We start from the raw sequence: 15,557 nt of genomic DNA on the forward strand, positions 1-15,557 counted from the left end.
CAAAACAAAGTGCACACGAGCATACAGGGCAGCGGAGAACACCCGGCCTTCCCTGCGCAATGGCTTTACGACTTATATCGTGCTCTCCCTGGTGAACGGGCTTTCTTGCCACCATCGCCCGTGAGAAGTTTTTTGCCTCTCACGAACTTGACGCCAGCAACGGGGCGCCAGGACCACACGACTTCGCCGTACGCCTCTGTCGCGTTACGTCTTCGCAACATCGGCGTCCACCGCAACCCGTCCAACGTCCGTGACGACGGCCGACGCCCTCTGAGTGGGACGGGATGGCCAAAGATATGCCCCTGATTTGTCTTCTGGAAAAGCGAAATATTTTTAATTCTTGGGCTTGACATGGATTCTGAAAAACAGAATTGATTTGCCCGTCGGGCCATTTTGCCGCAGGCATGGCTGCCTTGGTCGTTGCAGCCGGCCAGGGGGCTCCACCCTCAGTTCACATTGAACCTTCTAGCGGCGGGATTGCACCAAGGCTGCACAAGTGCGGCCCACCTGGTGCAAGGTGGCGCGGAGATTTCATGTGATGGATACTGTGATGGAAAGCGCCGTACAATCCCGCCGGTTCAGCATTATCGGCAGCGTGACAGGCCTGTTGGCGCTGCTGGTCTCGGCGCTGACGCAATTGGTGCCGGGGGTCTATCTTTCCGGGCTCGTCGGTCAGGCGACCTGGAACGAGGTACTCTCAACGGGGGCGGCCGCGCTCGGTGTGATCGCCATCTCTTTCGCCGTCGTCGCGATCATCATGAAGGAAGGAAAGCTGCTGGCAGGTATCGCGGCCGTCCTCGGCTTCGCAGCCATCGCCGTCCAGATATGGTGGGTTCTGCTCATCCTGGCGATAGCGGTAATTGTCTTCAACTCTTTGCTGTCTTGAGCGCGGCTAACGCTCCTCGCCATGACGAGAGCCGCGGCATCAGGCCAGATGCCGCTCCCGCGTCGCGATGAAATCCCGGATCGATTGCGGGATCGGCACCGGACGATGGGATTTCTGATCGGTATAGACCCAGACGATCTCGCCGGTCACCAGCGCCTCGCTGCTGCCCTTGAGAAAGATCGCGAGCTCGAAGGCAAGGCTTGTATTGCCGATCCGCGCCACCCGCGCGCCGACGTCCAACTCCTGGTCGAACAGCACCGGCGCCTTGTATTCGATCAGCGATTTGACGACGTGGAAGTCGATGCCGGTTTTCCTGGAATCGGCATATTGGTCGTAGCCGAGCGCGCGGAAATATTCGGTGATGGTGGTGTCGAAATAGGTGAGGTAATGCGCGTTGAAGACAACGCCCTGCCCGTCGATCTCGGAATAGCGCACCCGAAACGGGTGGAAGAACCAGAACTGCTCGCGTGACATCAGATCATTTCCCGGAAAGTGCGATCTCTAAATCATTATCACCGTCATTCCGGGATGGTCCGCAGCACCAGACCTCAGATGTGCAATTGCACATCGGGGAATCTCGAGATTCTCAGGTGCGCAATTGCGCACCATAGTTCGCTTCGCGCCCCGGAATGACGCGAAATCATAGCGCATGGAATGGGCGGAGCGAAGCGATACCCATCATTTCGATTCGTGGTGGGTTTCGCTTCGCTCTACCTACCCTACATACTGCGCTCTCCGGGCTACGCACGGACTTCCAATTGCGGCGCGTAGCGCCGCCATCACTTCTTTGCCAGAATCGCGAGAATTGACCGTATCGCTGCGGAAATGGGCGCGATGATCGGGATAGAGAACATTGGCTTCAGTTCGCGCGCGGCCTCGCCCAGCGGGCCGCCGCCGATAATGACGGCTTCTGCGCCGTCATCCTTAATGCAGTGACGCACGACATCGGCCAGTGCGTCGCGCAGGCGATCCTTGTCCTTGACCAACTCCGTGGGGTCCTCGGACGTTATTCGAAGGCCGGTGTATTGCGCCGACAGCCCCAGCAAGGCGACGCGCTGATCAATGGCAGCCTTCAATGCCGGCGTCGTCGTGGCGATCCCAAACCGCCGCCCGCCGGCTGAAGCTTCGCGAAAGGCCGATTCAGCGATGCCGACCGCCGGCGTCCGGCATCGCTCCCGGACTTCCGCAAGGCCGGGATCGCCGAACGCCGCGACGATAAAACCATCGTACTTGCCATCGTTCGAGACGGCTATCTCGACGACTTCGTCGGCTGCGGCGGCAAGCGCATCGGGCTCGACAATCATCGGCGGTGCGCGTCGCGCCGTCGCGCCGGCAATTTCACACGCGCCGGCCGCAGCCGCTTGCGCGATGCCGACCATCATGGCGGTGGTCGCCGCCGAACTGTTCGGATTGATCAGCAGGATGCGGCGCATACCCGTCTATCGATTGAAGCAAGTAGCCCGGATGAAGCGTAGCGCAATCCGGGGCCTTGGCATGACCGGATAAAGTCGTCCCGGGTTACGCTACGCTTCACCCGGGCTACAAACCAGATCACAAGCACGTCACCCGCTCGGCGGCGAGATAGCCGAACAACAGGCCAAGCCCGAACAGCAGCACGAGGCCCGCCGCGCCGAATTCGATGCCGCGCATGATCAGCGCGCCGCCGCCTTCGCGGCCGGCGCTGAGGCGCTCGGCGAGGCCTCGCGCGGACACCGCGACGACGGCGATGGTCGCGACCGTGATCGCGGTGCCAAGGCCCATCACGAAGGTCGCGGCGATGCCGGCCCAGAACAGGCCCTGCGCCAGCGCGAACACCAAAACCAGGATCGCGCCCGAACAGGGCCGCAGGCCCACGGCGAAGATCGCGCCCAGCCCACGCTGCCAGCCGCCGGGACCGGCGAGTTGGTCCGGCGTCGGGCCGTGGGAATGGCCGCAATGCTCGTCATGGACGTGGTCGTCTGCGTGGGAATGCGCGTCAGCATGAGCGTGCGCGTGGGCATGACCGTGCGCATGGGCGTCAGCGTGCGCGTGGGCATGGTGATGATGTTCATGGTGGTGGTGATCGTGGTGATGGTGATCGTGGCCATGATTGTGTTGATGGCTGGCCGCAGCCGCAGCGGTGGCCATCGCGGGCGCTGGCTTGGCCTGCAGCGCGCGCATAAATCCGCCGCCCTTGGTCCAGACCAGCCGGGCGCCGAACGCCGCGATCAAAGCGTAGCTCGCGATCTCGATCGCCTTCTCCGCCCCGCACATGGTTTTTGCGGTGGCGTTGAGCAGCCAGGCGCAGATGCCGACGATCAGCACAGCGACCAGCGCCTGCAGCATCGCGGAAGCGAACGACAGCACGATGCCGCGCCGCGCGGTCTCCTGATTGGCGACCAGATAGGACGAGATCACCGCCTTGCCGTGGCCGGGACCGGCGGCGTGGAAGATCCCGTAGGCAAAGGAAATCGCCAGCAGCGTCCAGACCGCCGAGCCGTCGGACTTGGCGGCGCGGATGGTCGCCGACATCTCGCGGTAGAATTCCGATTGCTTGGCCAAGAGCCAGCCGACGATGCCGCCGACCTGCGGCTCAGGGGCTTTGGCCGGCCGCGGGCCGCCGAACGGGTTTTGCGCCAACAGGACGTGCAAGGCACCGTCGAGCGCGACGATGGCGGCGATTGCGACGATCCCGATCAGGAGCGCGTGGGCGAAGCTGGAGCCCCTTCCGTTTCGATAGGATCGAAACGGGGCTCCAGATTCGTTTTCTTGACGCGTTTTCTTGACGCGAACCGGGGCCACTTCGCTTGAAAACGCTCTGCTATGCCTCACGGGCAATCCACCAAAATCTTGTTGGCGTACATGGCGCCGTAGTTGGAATTGTCGCCGTTCATGAAGTTGTTTTCGTTGAGCCGCTGGGCATTGGCGGTGCCGTCATTGGGCCTGAGAAACTGCAGCTTGCAGTCGGCGGGCGCGCCGACCAGTTTGATCGGGTCCTTCTCCTCGAACTTGAAATCGATGAAGAAGGCAGGATCGAACACTTCCAGCGCGGCCTGTTTGGCCTTGAACGGCGTCTTGGCGGGCAGCATGAAATGCAGCGTCAGCGCGGCGTCCTTGAATTCGAGATAGTAATCGACCGGCTCCAAAAACCTCTCCTTCTTGCCGTCGGCCTTGGCGAAGGTGAAGTAGCCGAATTCCTTCAGCGACTCGATATTGGTCTGCGCCAGCGGCGCCAGTTCCTCGCGGCTGTAGACGCCCTTGGTCTTGGTCTCGATGCCCTGCAGCGCATAGGTCGAGAACATGTCGTCGAAGGTCCAGGCGTGACGCACGCCTGAGATCGAGCCGTCGGGCGCATAGACCACCTCGCTCTTGGCGGTGATCCAGACATGCGGGTGCGCCTGGGCCGGGGCAGCGCCGAGCAGCGACGCGACGATCAAGCCCAACAATCCGAACAGCACGCGCGAGACGTCGTCCCTGCGAACGCAGGGACCCATACGCCGTGTCGTCTCTTTTTGGCAGTGTGGCAAAGACCTTCCTCTCACTACGGGCATCCGGGGTTATGGGTCCCGGCCCCCGTGCGCAATTGCGCACTAGGCCGGGACGACGGAAAGACTTCAGGCCGCCTCTGGCGTTTCGAGCAGGCCCCGGCGGCGCAGCAGCGCGTCGGGCTCCGGCTCCCTGCCGCGGAACGCGACATAGGCATCCTCGGGGTCGCGCGAGCCGCCGGACGAGTAGATGTCGTCATGCAGGCGCTTGGCAGTGGCGGGGTCGAAGATGTCGCCGGCCTCCTCGAAGGCGCCGAACGCGTCGGCGTCCATCACCTCCGACCACATGTAGCTGTAATAGCCCGACGCATAATGGTCGCCGGAGAAGATATGGCCAAATTGCGTGGGCCGGTGCCGCAGCGCGATCTCGGCCGGCATGCCGATTTTCTCCAGCTCCGCCTTCTCGAACGCGCCGACGTCGCGGCTGGCTGATGCCGGCTGGGTGTGGAATTCGAGGTCGATCAGCGCCGAGGAGACGAACTCCACGGTGGCAAAGCCCTGGTTGAATTTGCGCGCGGCCAGGAAGCGGGTGAGCAGTTCGTCCGGCAGCGGCTCGCCGGTCTGGTAGTGTTTTGCGAACTGCCGCAGCACCTGCGGCTGCTCCTGCCAGTGCTCGTAGAGCTGCGAGGGCAGCTCGACGAAGTCGGTGAAAACAGAGGTGCCGGACAGCGAGGGATAGTTCACGTTGGACAGCATGCCGTGCAGGCCGTGGCCGAACTCGTGGAACAGGGTCCGCGCATCGTCCGGCGACAGCAGCGACGGCTCGCCGTCGGCGCCCTTGGCGAAATTGCAGACATTGATCACCAGCGGGGCGATCTCACCGTCGAGCTTCTGCTGGTCGCGCAGCGAGGTCATCCAGGCGCCGGAGCGCTTTGACGGCCGGGCGAAGTAGTCGCCATAGAACAGCGCCTTGTGCTTGCCGTCGGCGCCCTTGACCTCCCAGACCCGGACGTCCGGGTGCCAGACCGGAATATCCTTGCGCTCCGAGAACGTGACACCGAACAGGCGGGTGGCGCAGTCGAAGGCGGCCTCGATCATGTGGTCGAGCACGAGATACGGCTTGATCGCGGCGTCGTCGAAATTGGCGCGGACCTGGCGCAGCTTTTCGGCGTAGTAGCGCCAGTCCCACGGCGCCAGCGCGAAATTGCCGCCCTCTTCCGCGATCATGGCCTGCAGCGCGTCGCGGTCGGCGAGCGCCCGGGCCCGCGCCGGCTTCCAGACCCGCTCCAGCAGGCTGCGCACCGCCTCGGGCGTCTTGGCCATGGAGTCTTCCAGGCGGTAGGCGGCATAGGTCGGGTAACCCATGATCTTGGCGGCCTCCTCGCGCAGCTTGAGGATCTCCACCACGGTGGCGTTGTTGTCGTTGGCATTGCCATTGTCGCCGCGGGCGGTGAAGGCACGGAACACCTTCTCGCGCAGGTCGCGCCGATCCGAGCTCTTCAGGAACGGCTCGACGGAAGAGCGCGACAGCGTCACGATCGCCTTGCCGGGCATCCCGCGCGCCTCGGCGGCGGCCTTGGCGGCGGCGACGAAGGCTTCGGGCAGCCCGCCGCGGTCGTCCTCGCCAAGCTCCATGAACCAGTCCTGCTCGTCGCCGAGCAGATGGTGGCTGAACGAGGTGCCAAGCTCGGCCAGCCGCTCGTTGATCTCGGCCCGGCGCGCCTTGGCGGCTTCGTCGAGGCCGGCGCCGGCGCGGTGGAAGTTGGTGTAGGTGCGCTCCAGCAGCCGGATCTCCTCGCCGCTCAGGCCGAGCGTGGCGCGGTTGTGGTGGAGCATGGCGATACGGCCGAACAGCACCGCATTCATCATGATCGGATTCCAGTGCCGCGCCATCCGCGGCGACACTTCCTTGTCGATCTCCAGGATCGCCGGATTGGAGTGCGCTGACACCAGGTCGTAGAACACGGCGGAGACCTTGGAGAGCAGCTTGCCGGAGCGCTCCAGCGCCGTGATGGTGTTGGCGAAGTCCGGCGCCGCGGGATCGTGGGTGATGGCGGCGACCTCGGCGGCGTGATCGGCAAAGGCCTGCTCGAAAGCCGGCAGGAAGTGCTCAGGGAGAATTTCGGCAAACGGCGGCGTCTCGAACGGCGTCTGCCACGGCCGGAGCAGCGGATTTGCCGGGGCTTCCGGAGGGGCTGCATTTTGCTGGGTTTCCGACATCACAAATCCCGCTTTCGCGCTGAAGCCGCTTCGGGCTCCAGGCCTTGTTTTTGACGCGTTTTCTTCACGCGAACCGGTATCCACTTCGCTCGAAAACGCTCTGAATGATGCGTCAATCTATATCACGCGATACGGCATTTTTGGGCCTTTTAAGCTTGATAGTGGGGGCCTTTTCGGAGAGATTGCGCCCACCCAACAGGACCCGTTTCCATGAGCATGCAGCCTTCTTCCGGCGCCAAGAGCGAAATCATCTGGCCGAGCGTCATCACCGTCATCTCGGCGGCGATCCTGATCGGCGCCGAGGTGTTCGGTGCGGCGTTCGCCGGCGGCTGGGCGATCGCGATCCTGCTCGGGCTCTCCGACACCGGCGCGCACATCCTGCAGGCGGTGATGTTCGGCATCGGCGTCGTGATCATGGTCGGCTTCATCCGCCAAGCTCAGCGCATCGAGCCGTTCTGGAAACGCAGCTGACGCGCTGAGCCAGGAAACCGCTCAAGTAACCGCTCAAGTAACCGCTGCGGCACAGGCGCTTTCGCGATTCCACTTCACGCGACAACACTCCGTAAATTCCCCGAGAAATCTTAACGGCTGTTCATGTTTGACGTCGCCGGCGCGCGCTCAGCGACGTCAAGAGACGCGCTGGAGACGCACTGAGCGCGCTGCTGTAAGCACGCGTTAGGGAAATTTGCCCACAGCCTAAAAAAAATGTTGCGAAGCGAATTCAAAAGTCTTATTTCCAGCCTTGCCCAATTTCGCACGTGCCTGTGGTCGTGTGTCAGTCGGTAGGTATCCGGACAAGAGGCCGGACAGCCGCCAAGGGATGAAGAACCGAGGGTCGCTTAGGTGAAAATCTAAGAGGCCAGCATCTCTCTCAAGAGATGCCGTTGAAGGTCTCTGCATCCTTTGCAACCGTGACTGGCAGCCGGAGGCGAACCGGCGCACCCCGCTCTCAACGGGGGACGCGACTTAAAGCAACGACGGATCGGGCTTTTTTGGTCTCTACCGGCATTCCAACGCCGGCGCGGGCTACTGAAAAGGCTTGTCCTTCATTGCCAGGTGTGCGGGCGGGAAATTCCCAACCAATCCACGGCAGCACTATTCGGTCTGAGTCCAAGGCCCAGTCGCGTCTCCATCGTGCGACTGCGCCGAAGCGCTTATGGCCGAGATTCACATTTGAACGGGTCCCGTCGCTGGGCCGTTTGGAGGGTGCTATGACCGAACGTATTCAGGAATTCCTGCGCAACCGCCGCAGCGAGGGCCAGGACACCGAGCCGTGCCTCGTGGTCGACCTCGAAGTCGTGCGCGACAACTACCAGACCTTCGCGAAGGCGTTGCCGGACAGCCGCGTGTTCTACGCGGTGAAGGCAAACCCGTCGCCGGAAGTACTGTCGCTGCTGGCCTCGATGGGCTCGTGCTTCGACACCGCAACCGTCGCCGAGATCGAAATGGCGCTGGCTGCCGGTGCGACGCCGGACCGCGTCTCCTATGGCAACACGATCAAGAAGGAGCGCGACATCGCGCGCGCCTTCGCGCTCGGCATTCGCCTGTTCGCGGTCGACTGCGCCGCCGAAGTCGAGAAGATCGCCCGCGCCGCGCCCGGCGCCAAGGTGTTCTGCCGCATCCTCTATGATTGCGCCGGCGCCGAATGGCCGCTGTCGCGCAAGTTCGGCTGCGATCCGGAGATGGCGGTCGACGTGCTCGACCTCGCCAAGCGTCTGGGCCTGGAGCCGTGCGGCATCTCGTTCCATGTCGGCTCGCAACAGCGCAAGGTGAAAGCGTGGGACCGCGCTTTGTCGATGGCCTCGTCGGTGTTCCGTGACTGCGCCGAGCGCGGGATCAACCTCTCCATGGTCAACATGGGCGGTGGATTCCCGACCAAGTACCTCAAGGACGTTCCTCCGGTCCTGCAATATGGCCGGTCGATCTTCCGCGCGCTGCGCAAGCATTTCGGCAACCAGATCCCGGAAACCATCATCGAGCCGGGACGCGGCATGGTCGGCAATGCCGGCATCATCGAGACCGAAGTCGTTCTGATCTCCAAGAAGAGCGACGAGGACGAGGTGCGCTGGGTGTATCTCGACATCGGCAAGTTCGGCGGTCTCGCCGAGACGATGGACGAGTCGATCCGTTACGCCATCCGCACGCCGCATGACGGCGCGGAAATGACGCCGTGCGTGCTCGCGGGCCCGACCTGCGACAGCGCCGACGTATTGTACGAGAAGCTGCCGTATCCGCTCCCGGTTACGCTCGAGATCGGCGACAAGCTGCTGATCGAAGGCACCGGCGCCTATACGTCGACCTACTCGTCGGTGGCGTTCAACGGCATTCCGCCGCTGCGGACCTACCACATCTGAAACGGCCGCTCTGAGGCCTGAATAACGGGAGCCGGCGCGCCGGCTCCCACCCCCCATGTTGCGAATTTCTAGACAACGCTCCGCGGCGTGATTTGCCGTTGGAGTGAGGACTGACGTGCCATGACTGCTTTGCGGAAGACCACTATCGCCCTCACCCCGAATGCCGCTCCGTTCGCGATCCGTGCGGAACGGGCTTCGGACGTCGTTGCGCGTGAAGCGCTGCTGGATGCCTGCTTTGGCGCTAACCGCCTTACCCGCACCTGCCAGCGCCTGCGTGACGAACGTGCGCCCGCCGAAGGCCTTGCCTTGTCGGCCGTGGCACGAGGGAAGCTGGTGGGCACCGTCCGGTTGTGGCACGTCAGCGCCGGGGGCATCCCGGCGCTCATGCTCGGCCCGCTGGCGGTTGAGGAATCCTCCCGCCAATTTGGCGTCGGGGCCGCGCTGATGGACCACGCGCTCGCGGCGGCGACGGCGCGTGGCCATCGCGCGGTGATCCTGCTCGGCGACGCGCCCTATTACGTCAGGTTCGGCTTCTCGGCCGAAAAGACCGGCGCGCTGTCGCTGCCCGGTCCGTTCGAGCGCGACCGCCTGCTCGGTCTCGAGCTGCGCGACGGCGGGCTCGACGGCGCCTGGGGCATGATCTCGGCGTCGGGCGCGCCAATGCACAAGGCAAAGGCATCTCGCGCGAAGAAGGCTCTACAGACCGTGCCGCACGCGGCCTGAGCCGTCGCGTCAGAGGGGTTGCGCGGTCCGGCGAAAAGCCCTTAAACCGCGCCAATCCCGCAGTTTTCGGATCAGGCCGCAAATCGAGGTTCCGATGCCCCGCCGTCTCATTTCCACCGGTTCGCCGTTCGAGAAGACCGCCGGCTACAGCCGCGCCGTGATCGACGGCGATTTCGCCTTTGTCGCCGGCACCACCGGCTATGACTACGCCACCATGACGATGCCTGACGATGTCACGAGCCAGTCACGGAACTGCTTCAAGACCATCGAGGCCGCCTTGAAAGAAGGCGGCTTCGCGATGGCCGACATCGTCCGCGCGACCTACTACATCACCGACCTCAGGGATGCGGATGCCCATTTCGCGGTCTGCGGCGAAGTTCTCGGCGACATCCGCCCGGCCGCCACGCTTCTGGTGGTCGCGGGGCTCTACAAGCCCGAGATGAAGATCGAGATCGAAGTAACCGCCAAGCGCCGCAGCGCCTGATCCACCCCTCACCATTTGTCCGCCAGCACTTTCCGGAGAAACCATCCCATGAGCCCCGCCTCGCAGATCTACGCGAAGATTACCGGCCCCATCGTCATGGTCGGCTTCGGCTCCATCGGCAAAGGCACGCTGCCGATGATCGAGCGGCATCTCGATTACGACAAGTCGCGCATCACCGTGATCGATCCCAAGGACGAGGGCCGCAAGGCGCATTGCGAGAAGCACAATGTGAAATTCATCCAGCAGGGCGTGACCAAGGACAATTATCGCGCCTTGCTTACCCCGCTGCTCACTGAAGGCGGCGGCCAGGGTTTTTGCGTCAATCTCTCGGTCGATACCGGCTCCACCGACATCATGGAGCTCTGCAACGAACTTGGCGCTCTTTATATCGACACCGTCAACGAGCCCTGGCTCGGCTTCTATTTCGATTCTTCGAAGGGCCCGGAAGCGCGCTCCAACTACGCCCTTCGCGAAGCGACGCTGGCCGCCAAGAAGGCGCGCCCCGCGGGCTCGACGACGGCCGTCTCCTGCTGCGGCGCCAATCCCGGCATGGTCTCGTTTTTCGTCAAGCAGGCGCTGCTCAATGTCGCCGCTGATCTGAAGCTCAATGCCCCCAAGCCGAAGACCAAGGCCGAATGGGCGGACCTGATGCGGCAGGCCGGCATCAAGGGCATCCACATCGCCGAACGCGACACCCAGCGTTCCAAGTCGCCGAAAGAGCCGGATGTCTTCGTTAACACCTGGTCGGTGGAAGGTTTCCTGTCGGAAGGCGTGCAGCCGTCCGAACTCGGTTGGGGCACCCATGAAAAATGGATGCCCGAGAACGCACGTACCCACGAAGCGGGTTGCGGCGCCGCCATCTACCTGATGCAGCCCGGCGCCAACACGCGCGTGCGCACCTGGTGCCCGACCCGCGGCGCGCAGTATGGCTTCCTCGTCACCCACAACGAATCGATCTCGATCTCCGATTACTTCACGGTGCGTGACGCATCGGGCACGGCGATCTATCGGCCGACCTGCCACTATGCCTATCATCCGGCTGACGATGCCGTGCTGTCGCTGCATGAAATGTTCGGCCGCGCAGCGAAGATGCAGGAAAAGCACCACATCCTCGATGAGAACGAAATCGTCGATGGCATCGACGAACTCGGCGTGCTGCTGTTCGGCCATGACAACAATGCCTACTGGTACGGCTCGCAGCTCTCCATCGAAGAGACCCGCAAACTCGCGCCCTATCAGAACGCCACTGGCCTGCAAGTGACCTCCGCCGTGCTGGGCGGCATGGTGTGGGCGCTGGAAAACCCGAACGAAGGCATCGTCGAAGCCGACGAGATGGATTTCGATCGTCTGCTGGAAATCCAGATGCCGTATCTCGGCCCGGTGAAGGGCTACTATACCGACTGGACCCCGCTGACGGACCGGCCGGGCCTGTTCCCGGAAGACATCGACACCCAGGATCCCTGGCAGTTCCGGAATATTCTGGTTCGCTAGACTAGGGTGTTCACGCGAAACGGTTCCATCCCTGGTGCACCGCAGCATCAGGGGATTCCGGCCACCGTAACGCTCGCTTAATGAAATCGCGCCATCCTGAAGGGTACCTCTTTTGCGAGGGTCTTGAGCCGTCCTGCGTCTCTGCGCAGCGACGTCCCCGGTGGAGCGGTGGAAATGCGCGTCTTTATCGCAATCATGCTGTCGGCGGTCGTTTTGGCCGGGTGCAAACCTGACAACAACAACGACATCACCGGCTCGATCGATAACTGCGCCCGCAAGCTCTACAGCTCCTACAACCCGAAGGACCTGAAGCAGTGCATCAACGTGTGCATCTCCTGCCAGCGCGGCGTGATGACAACCTGCTCGACCTCCTGCACGCTCAAGGGCGCGCAGTAGAGCAAGAAAGCTCTCTCTCCACACGACCAGTCTGACTCGCGGCGACACCCCCACCCCAACCCTCCCCCGCAAGCGGGAGAGGGAGCGCAGCTACATCGTGGACGCAGGTCGATCTAATCTCATCATGCACCGGGCGCTTCACTTCGCCATGTAATCGAACGCCACCTTCCCCAATCCCAGCGTCAGATCGGCCTTGAAATGCAGCGCGGAAACCACCTCGCGCACCGGAAGCCGGGCAACGTCGCACAGCGCGTGGGGAAACAGGCCAAGCGCGGCCGGACCGCTCCATGCTTCCTTCAGCGTGATGTCCTCGAGTTGGAAGCGGACCAGTTCGCAGATCCGCGGCGTGCCGTCGACATGCGGGATGATCTTGAGAATGAAGTTCGGCGCCTTCATGCCCTTCAGCACGGCGTCATGATCGACCGGGCGGTGCTTGTAACCCATGGTGGCGGAGGCACAGAGCACCGAGCCGTAATGCAGCGAGCCGACCAGCACATCGCTCTCGACTTCGATCTTCGGCTTCGCAAGCTTTTTGGGAAATCCCCAGATTTCGCGGCCGCCCGCGATCGGCCCCTCGTCGTCGAGATACATGGCGTGGGTATAGGCGCCCTCCTCGCCGTTGAGACGGACCGGGATCACCTGGCCGGTTTCGGTGTAGTCGCCGAAGCCGGTCGAGTCGGGCATACGAATGAATTCATATTTGACGACGGGTTCAACGACTTCGAGCGGCTCCGGCACCACCGCAGCGAGCGCTTCCGGATCGGTCCGGTAGGTGATGATGAAATATTCGCGGTTGAAGAACCGATAGGGCCCCGGCGGGAAGGACGGGTTGGTCAGCGGCATCGAATACGCGGTTCGTCTTACATCGTCGATCTTCATGGCCTGCCCCATCTGTCGCCGGCGCTGTCGCGCGATGACGTGAGTATGCGGCAGCTTGGGGATGCAGGCGAGGCCGTAGAATTGGCAAGCCAGTCAAAACGGCGTCAAATCGTAGGGTGGGCAAAGCGAAGCGTGCCCACCAATTGCGATGACGGTGCGGATGGATGGCGGGCACGGCGCAAAGCGCCTTTGCCCACCCTACGCAGCTGCGTCGCGCCCTGGAATGACGAAAGGCTTACTTCTGCTTGATCGGGTCGGCCGTCTTTTCGGCGGGTGCAGGCGGCAGCGCGGGCTGTGCGCCCGCCTTCTGCGCGTCGGCATCGGGACGCGCCGGTTCGGGCGGCACGTTGGACGGCCGGGTGCCCGTCGTCGTCTCCGCAGGCACCGACGGCCTGGTTTCCGCGCCCGGCGACGATTGCAGCGGTTGGGTCGCCTGCGCCAGTTGCTGCGGACCACGCGCGCGCAACTCGGCCAGCGACAGGCCGGACATCACGAGGCCCGTCGTGACCAGCGCGGCCGCAACGAGAAAATCAATCCGGTAGCTGCGCTTGTTCTGATCGGCAGACATATCGTTCACCGCATGGTTGTTCGCGATGACAACCGCCGGCGCGAAGGATTGTTCCGCGCCCAGCGACGCGTGGAACCGGACAAACCGGACCACTAATCCTTGGTGCTGACTTCCCAGGTGGCATGGCGAACGCCGGGCTGGCGCTGCAGATCGACCGCGACCGCGTTCAATTCGTTGGGATCGATCGCGGTGGAGACCAGCGTGGCGACGATCTCCAACAGATCATCGCCATGCTCGACCACATTGAGTTCAGCGACCGGATATTTTGCATTCTCCAGTCGCTCGACCAGATGGTCGCGCATGTCGGGCAACGCCTCCGCACTGACCGCGAGCTTGAAGTAATAGGTCGCCTCGGAAGCGCGTTCGTCGATCGGAATGCGGTTGATCGCGTTGACCAGCGGACGCAGCAAGGTGTTGCCTGCGACCACGAACATGGTCAGCGCCGCCGCCTGGGCAACCATGTCGGCACCGGCGCAAGCTCCGACCCCGGCCGATCCCCAGAGCGTCGCCGCGGTGTTCAGGCCGCGGACGTTGATGCCCTCTTTCATGATGACGCCGGCGCCGAGGAAGCCGATCCCCGAAACGACATAGGCGATCACATGTACTGCGCCTTCGGCAGCCTTCAGATGCATCGCAAGATCCACGAAGGCGGCCGCACCGACGGCGACCAGCACGTTGGTGCGCAGGCCCGCGGTCCGCTGCCGGTATTGCCGCTCGGCGCCAATCAGGGTGCCCAGAACGAACGCCGCGGTCAGGCTGACCAGGGTGTCGAGGAAATCGGCGATCTGGAAGGTCGTCAGGAAGCGCATGTCGATTTTCTAGGGGAGAGAGGTGACGAATCTATCACAGCCTGAACGATCTGGCCTGTTCCGGCGACTAACGGTCGCCGGGTCAGGTGCGAGCGGCGATCCGCTTCGCTGCGGGCATCCCGGATCCAACAGATTCGCCAATTTAGCGGGAATTGTCATGAAAAGACTGCTTTACGCCGCGATCGCGCTGCTCGGTATTCAGTGCTCGCCCGCTTCTGCGGACCAGAACTGCATGACCGGCTATTACCGCACCAAGCAGCCCGCCTGCGTCGACAGCGTGCTGTCGCAAATGCGAGCCGGTCCAAACGCCGATCCCAGCGCAGTCATCGGATTCCTGGCGCAGATCTTCAGCACGTCGCCCGCGGAAAAGCAGCGCATCCTGCAACTTGAAGCCTCCTCCTACGTCAAATCGGTGAAGCTCGTGGCGCTCTACGGCGCCGGCCTCACGGAAGACGCGCAGAAATTTGCCGAGGAAAACCAGATCACAGCCACGCTGCAGAAAATCGAAAAGAACCAACCTGCCAGACTTGCCGTGGTGCGGCCGTCGTCGAATGCCGCCGACAACGACCTCTTGATCGGCGCCTATATGGCATCCGGCGACACCAACTTCATTGAAAGAATCCTCGCAAACTTCTCCAGCGCAGATGACGACATGGCGGGTATTGCCATGCGCATGGGATTCATGAAGAGCAAGTTCGGACCGAATATGACCGTGGAAGGCCGGGACAACGTGATGGCCAGGATGGCCTGCGACAAATACCAGTGCAAAACCGAGCCCGCCAAATTCTTTCGCGTGCTGACATTGGCGAGCGGATTTTGGGCGTTGCAGTCGCTGTCATCAGCCGACGACGGGATCAAGAAGACCTTCACCGGCTTTTTTGCGAACGATCCTCGCCTGAAGAACCTGTTCGCGGCGGAAGAGGCTGCGATGGGAAATTACATGACGGCGTACGCGATGGTTGCCGTGTTCAAGCCGGAAGCCAAGGCCGGCAAATCCGCCCGGAAGGATGATGACAAAACCTACGAGTCGATGAACAAGGCTGCGTCAGCCTTTGAAAATCTGGAGCCGGCCGGCAAGGTGTTCGAGCACATCGACGCTTACGTCAAGGCGGGGAAGAAATTGAAGTAACCGGCTTTGCCTGACGGCGAGTGCCTCGCTTCACCTCTCCCGCTTGCGGGGGTCGAGACGACCGGAGCTCGCTTTTAGGCCGGATCGCATCATGAGATGCGATCCGGGCGGGGGAACCTCTCTCCCCAGGAACAGTCTCGCTCGCGGAGAGAGC

Annotated in this window: 16 protein-coding genes; 8 read left to right on the top strand and 8 right to left on the bottom strand. The window is 62.9% G+C overall.

From position 1 onward, the window contains the following. Window positions 1-538: 538 nt before the first annotated feature. Window positions 539-886 carry a hypothetical protein gene (locus JQ567_RS28320; RefSeq protein ID WP_212441871.1) on the top strand — a complete coding sequence of 116 codons (348 nt, stop codon included), beginning with the start codon at window positions 539-541 and terminating at the stop codon, window positions 884-886. 39 nt (window positions 887-925) lie between these two features. Here the strand turns inward: JQ567_RS28320 and JQ567_RS28325 are convergent, their stop codons facing one another. The 5 genes from JQ567_RS28325 to JQ567_RS28345 form a co-directional block, all read right to left on the bottom strand. Further along, window positions 926-1,360, bottom strand: coding sequence for a thioesterase family protein (locus JQ567_RS28325; RefSeq protein ID WP_212441872.1), 435 nt, complete (start codon window positions 1,358-1,360; stop codon window positions 926-928). A 305-nt stretch (window positions 1,361-1,665) separates the two neighbouring features. Beyond that, window positions 1,666-2,319, bottom strand: a complete 654-nt coding sequence (locus JQ567_RS28330) for an aspartate/glutamate racemase family protein (protein ID WP_212441873.1) — start codon at window positions 2,317-2,319, stop codon at window positions 1,666-1,668. A gap of 118 nt (window positions 2,320-2,437) precedes the next feature. Continuing rightward, complete coding sequence (locus tag JQ567_RS28335; RefSeq protein WP_212441934.1) at window positions 2,438-3,565, bottom strand: nickel/cobalt transporter; 1,128 nt, start codon at window positions 3,563-3,565, stop codon at window positions 2,438-2,440. 128 nt (window positions 3,566-3,693) lie between these two features. Then, window positions 3,694-4,359 (bottom strand): DUF1007 family protein, encoded by a 666-nt coding sequence (locus tag JQ567_RS28340; protein WP_212441874.1) that lies wholly within the window; start codon window positions 4,357-4,359, stop codon window positions 3,694-3,696. Between the two features lie 120 nt (window positions 4,360-4,479). Beyond that, window positions 4,480-6,570 carry a M3 family metallopeptidase gene (locus JQ567_RS28345; protein WP_212441875.1) on the bottom strand — a complete coding sequence of 697 codons (2,091 nt, stop codon included), beginning with the start codon at window positions 6,568-6,570 and terminating at the stop codon, window positions 4,480-4,482. A 210-nt stretch (window positions 6,571-6,780) separates the two neighbouring features. Here JQ567_RS28345 and JQ567_RS28350 point away from each other — a divergent pair, with 210 nt between their 5' ends. The 6 genes from JQ567_RS28350 (at window position 6,781) to JQ567_RS28375 (ending at window position 12,018) form a co-directional block, all read left to right on the top strand. Beyond that, complete coding sequence (locus JQ567_RS28350) at window positions 6,781-7,041, top strand: hypothetical protein (RefSeq protein ID WP_212441876.1); 261 nt, start codon at window positions 6,781-6,783, stop codon at window positions 7,039-7,041. A 740-nt stretch (window positions 7,042-7,781) separates the two neighbouring features. Next, window positions 7,782-8,924 (top strand): type III PLP-dependent enzyme, encoded by a 1,143-nt coding sequence (locus JQ567_RS28355; protein ID WP_212441877.1) that lies wholly within the window; start codon window positions 7,782-7,784, stop codon window positions 8,922-8,924. A 120-nt stretch (window positions 8,925-9,044) separates the two neighbouring features. Continuing rightward, window positions 9,045-9,647 carry a GNAT family N-acetyltransferase gene (locus JQ567_RS28360; protein WP_212441878.1) on the top strand — a complete coding sequence of 201 codons (603 nt, stop codon included), beginning with the start codon at window positions 9,045-9,047 and terminating at the stop codon, window positions 9,645-9,647. A 94-nt stretch (window positions 9,648-9,741) separates the two neighbouring features. Then, window positions 9,742-10,131, top strand: a complete 390-nt coding sequence (locus JQ567_RS28365) for a RidA family protein (RefSeq protein WP_192738181.1) — start codon at window positions 9,742-9,744, stop codon at window positions 10,129-10,131. Between the two features lie 48 nt (window positions 10,132-10,179). Continuing rightward, window positions 10,180-11,622, top strand: a complete 1,443-nt coding sequence (locus JQ567_RS28370; RefSeq protein WP_212441879.1) for a homospermidine synthase — start codon at window positions 10,180-10,182, stop codon at window positions 11,620-11,622. Between the two features lie 174 nt (window positions 11,623-11,796). Continuing rightward, window positions 11,797-12,018, top strand: a complete 222-nt coding sequence (locus tag JQ567_RS28375; RefSeq protein ID WP_192738183.1) for a hypothetical protein — start codon at window positions 11,797-11,799, stop codon at window positions 12,016-12,018. Window positions 12,019-12,156: 138 nt separating this feature from the next. On the opposite strand, the gene JQ567_RS28380 is transcribed toward JQ567_RS28375, so the two are convergent. From JQ567_RS28380 to JQ567_RS28390, 3 genes are all read right to left on the bottom strand, one after another. Beyond that, window positions 12,157-12,897 (bottom strand): acetoacetate decarboxylase, encoded by a 741-nt coding sequence (locus JQ567_RS28380; protein WP_212441880.1) that lies wholly within the window; start codon window positions 12,895-12,897, stop codon window positions 12,157-12,159. Between the two features lie 235 nt (window positions 12,898-13,132). Beyond that, a complete protein-coding gene (locus tag JQ567_RS28385; protein ID WP_212441881.1) occupies window positions 13,133-13,465 on the bottom strand; it encodes a hypothetical protein in 333 nt (110 codons plus the stop codon). Window positions 13,466-13,557: 92 nt separating this feature from the next. Further along, window positions 13,558-14,274: an MgtC/SapB family protein gene (locus JQ567_RS28390; RefSeq protein WP_212441882.1), complete on the bottom strand. Its 717-nt coding sequence runs from the start codon at window positions 14,272-14,274 to the stop codon at window positions 13,558-13,560. 157 nt (window positions 14,275-14,431) lie between these two features. Between JQ567_RS28390 and JQ567_RS28395 the strand changes: the two genes are divergently transcribed. Then, the gene (locus JQ567_RS28395; RefSeq protein WP_212441883.1) at window positions 14,432-15,403 is read left to right on the top strand and encodes a hypothetical protein; all 972 of its coding nucleotides are present in this window, start codon (window positions 14,432-14,434) and stop codon (window positions 15,401-15,403) included. The last annotated feature ends 154 nt before the right edge of the window (window positions 15,404-15,557 follow it).

Origin of the sequence: Bradyrhizobium sp. AUGA SZCCT0431 (assembly GCF_018131065.1) — a bacterium.
Lineage (GTDB): Bacteria > Pseudomonadota > Alphaproteobacteria > Rhizobiales > Xanthobacteraceae > Bradyrhizobium.

Coding starts and splice junctions, on each gene's coding strand:
- JQ567_RS28370 (WP_212441879.1), top strand. CDS start 10,180: ATGAGCCCCGCCTCGCAGATCTACGCGAAGATTACCGGCCCCATCGTC.
- JQ567_RS28320 (WP_212441871.1), top strand. CDS start 539: ATGGATACTGTGATGGAAAGCGCCGTACAATCCCGCCGGTTCAGCATT.
- JQ567_RS28360 (WP_212441878.1), top strand. CDS start 9,045: ATGACTGCTTTGCGGAAGACCACTATCGCCCTCACCCCGAATGCCGCT.
- JQ567_RS28355 (WP_212441877.1), top strand. CDS start 7,782: ATGACCGAACGTATTCAGGAATTCCTGCGCAACCGCCGCAGCGAGGGC.
- JQ567_RS28385 (WP_212441881.1), bottom strand. CDS start 13,465: ATGTCTGCCGATCAGAACAAGCGCAGCTACCGGATTGATTTTCTCGTT.
- JQ567_RS28325 (WP_212441872.1), bottom strand. CDS start 1,360: ATGTCACGCGAGCAGTTCTGGTTCTTCCACCCGTTTCGGGTGCGCTAT.
- JQ567_RS28390 (WP_212441882.1), bottom strand. CDS start 14,274: ATGCGCTTCCTGACGACCTTCCAGATCGCCGATTTCCTCGACACCCTG.
- JQ567_RS28375 (WP_192738183.1), top strand. CDS start 11,797: ATGCGCGTCTTTATCGCAATCATGCTGTCGGCGGTCGTTTTGGCCGGG.
- JQ567_RS28340 (WP_212441874.1), bottom strand. CDS start 4,359: ATGGGTCCCTGCGTTCGCAGGGACGACGTCTCGCGCGTGCTGTTCGGA.
- JQ567_RS28345 (WP_212441875.1), bottom strand. CDS start 6,570: ATGTCGGAAACCCAGCAAAATGCAGCCCCTCCGGAAGCCCCGGCAAAT.
- JQ567_RS28365 (WP_192738181.1), top strand. CDS start 9,742: ATGCCCCGCCGTCTCATTTCCACCGGTTCGCCGTTCGAGAAGACCGCC.
- JQ567_RS28380 (WP_212441880.1), bottom strand. CDS start 12,897: ATGAAGATCGACGATGTAAGACGAACCGCGTATTCGATGCCGCTGACC.
- JQ567_RS28395 (WP_212441883.1), top strand. CDS start 14,432: ATGAAAAGACTGCTTTACGCCGCGATCGCGCTGCTCGGTATTCAGTGC.
- JQ567_RS28330 (WP_212441873.1), bottom strand. CDS start 2,319: ATGCGCCGCATCCTGCTGATCAATCCGAACAGTTCGGCGGCGACCACC.
- JQ567_RS28350 (WP_212441876.1), top strand. CDS start 6,781: ATGAGCATGCAGCCTTCTTCCGGCGCCAAGAGCGAAATCATCTGGCCG.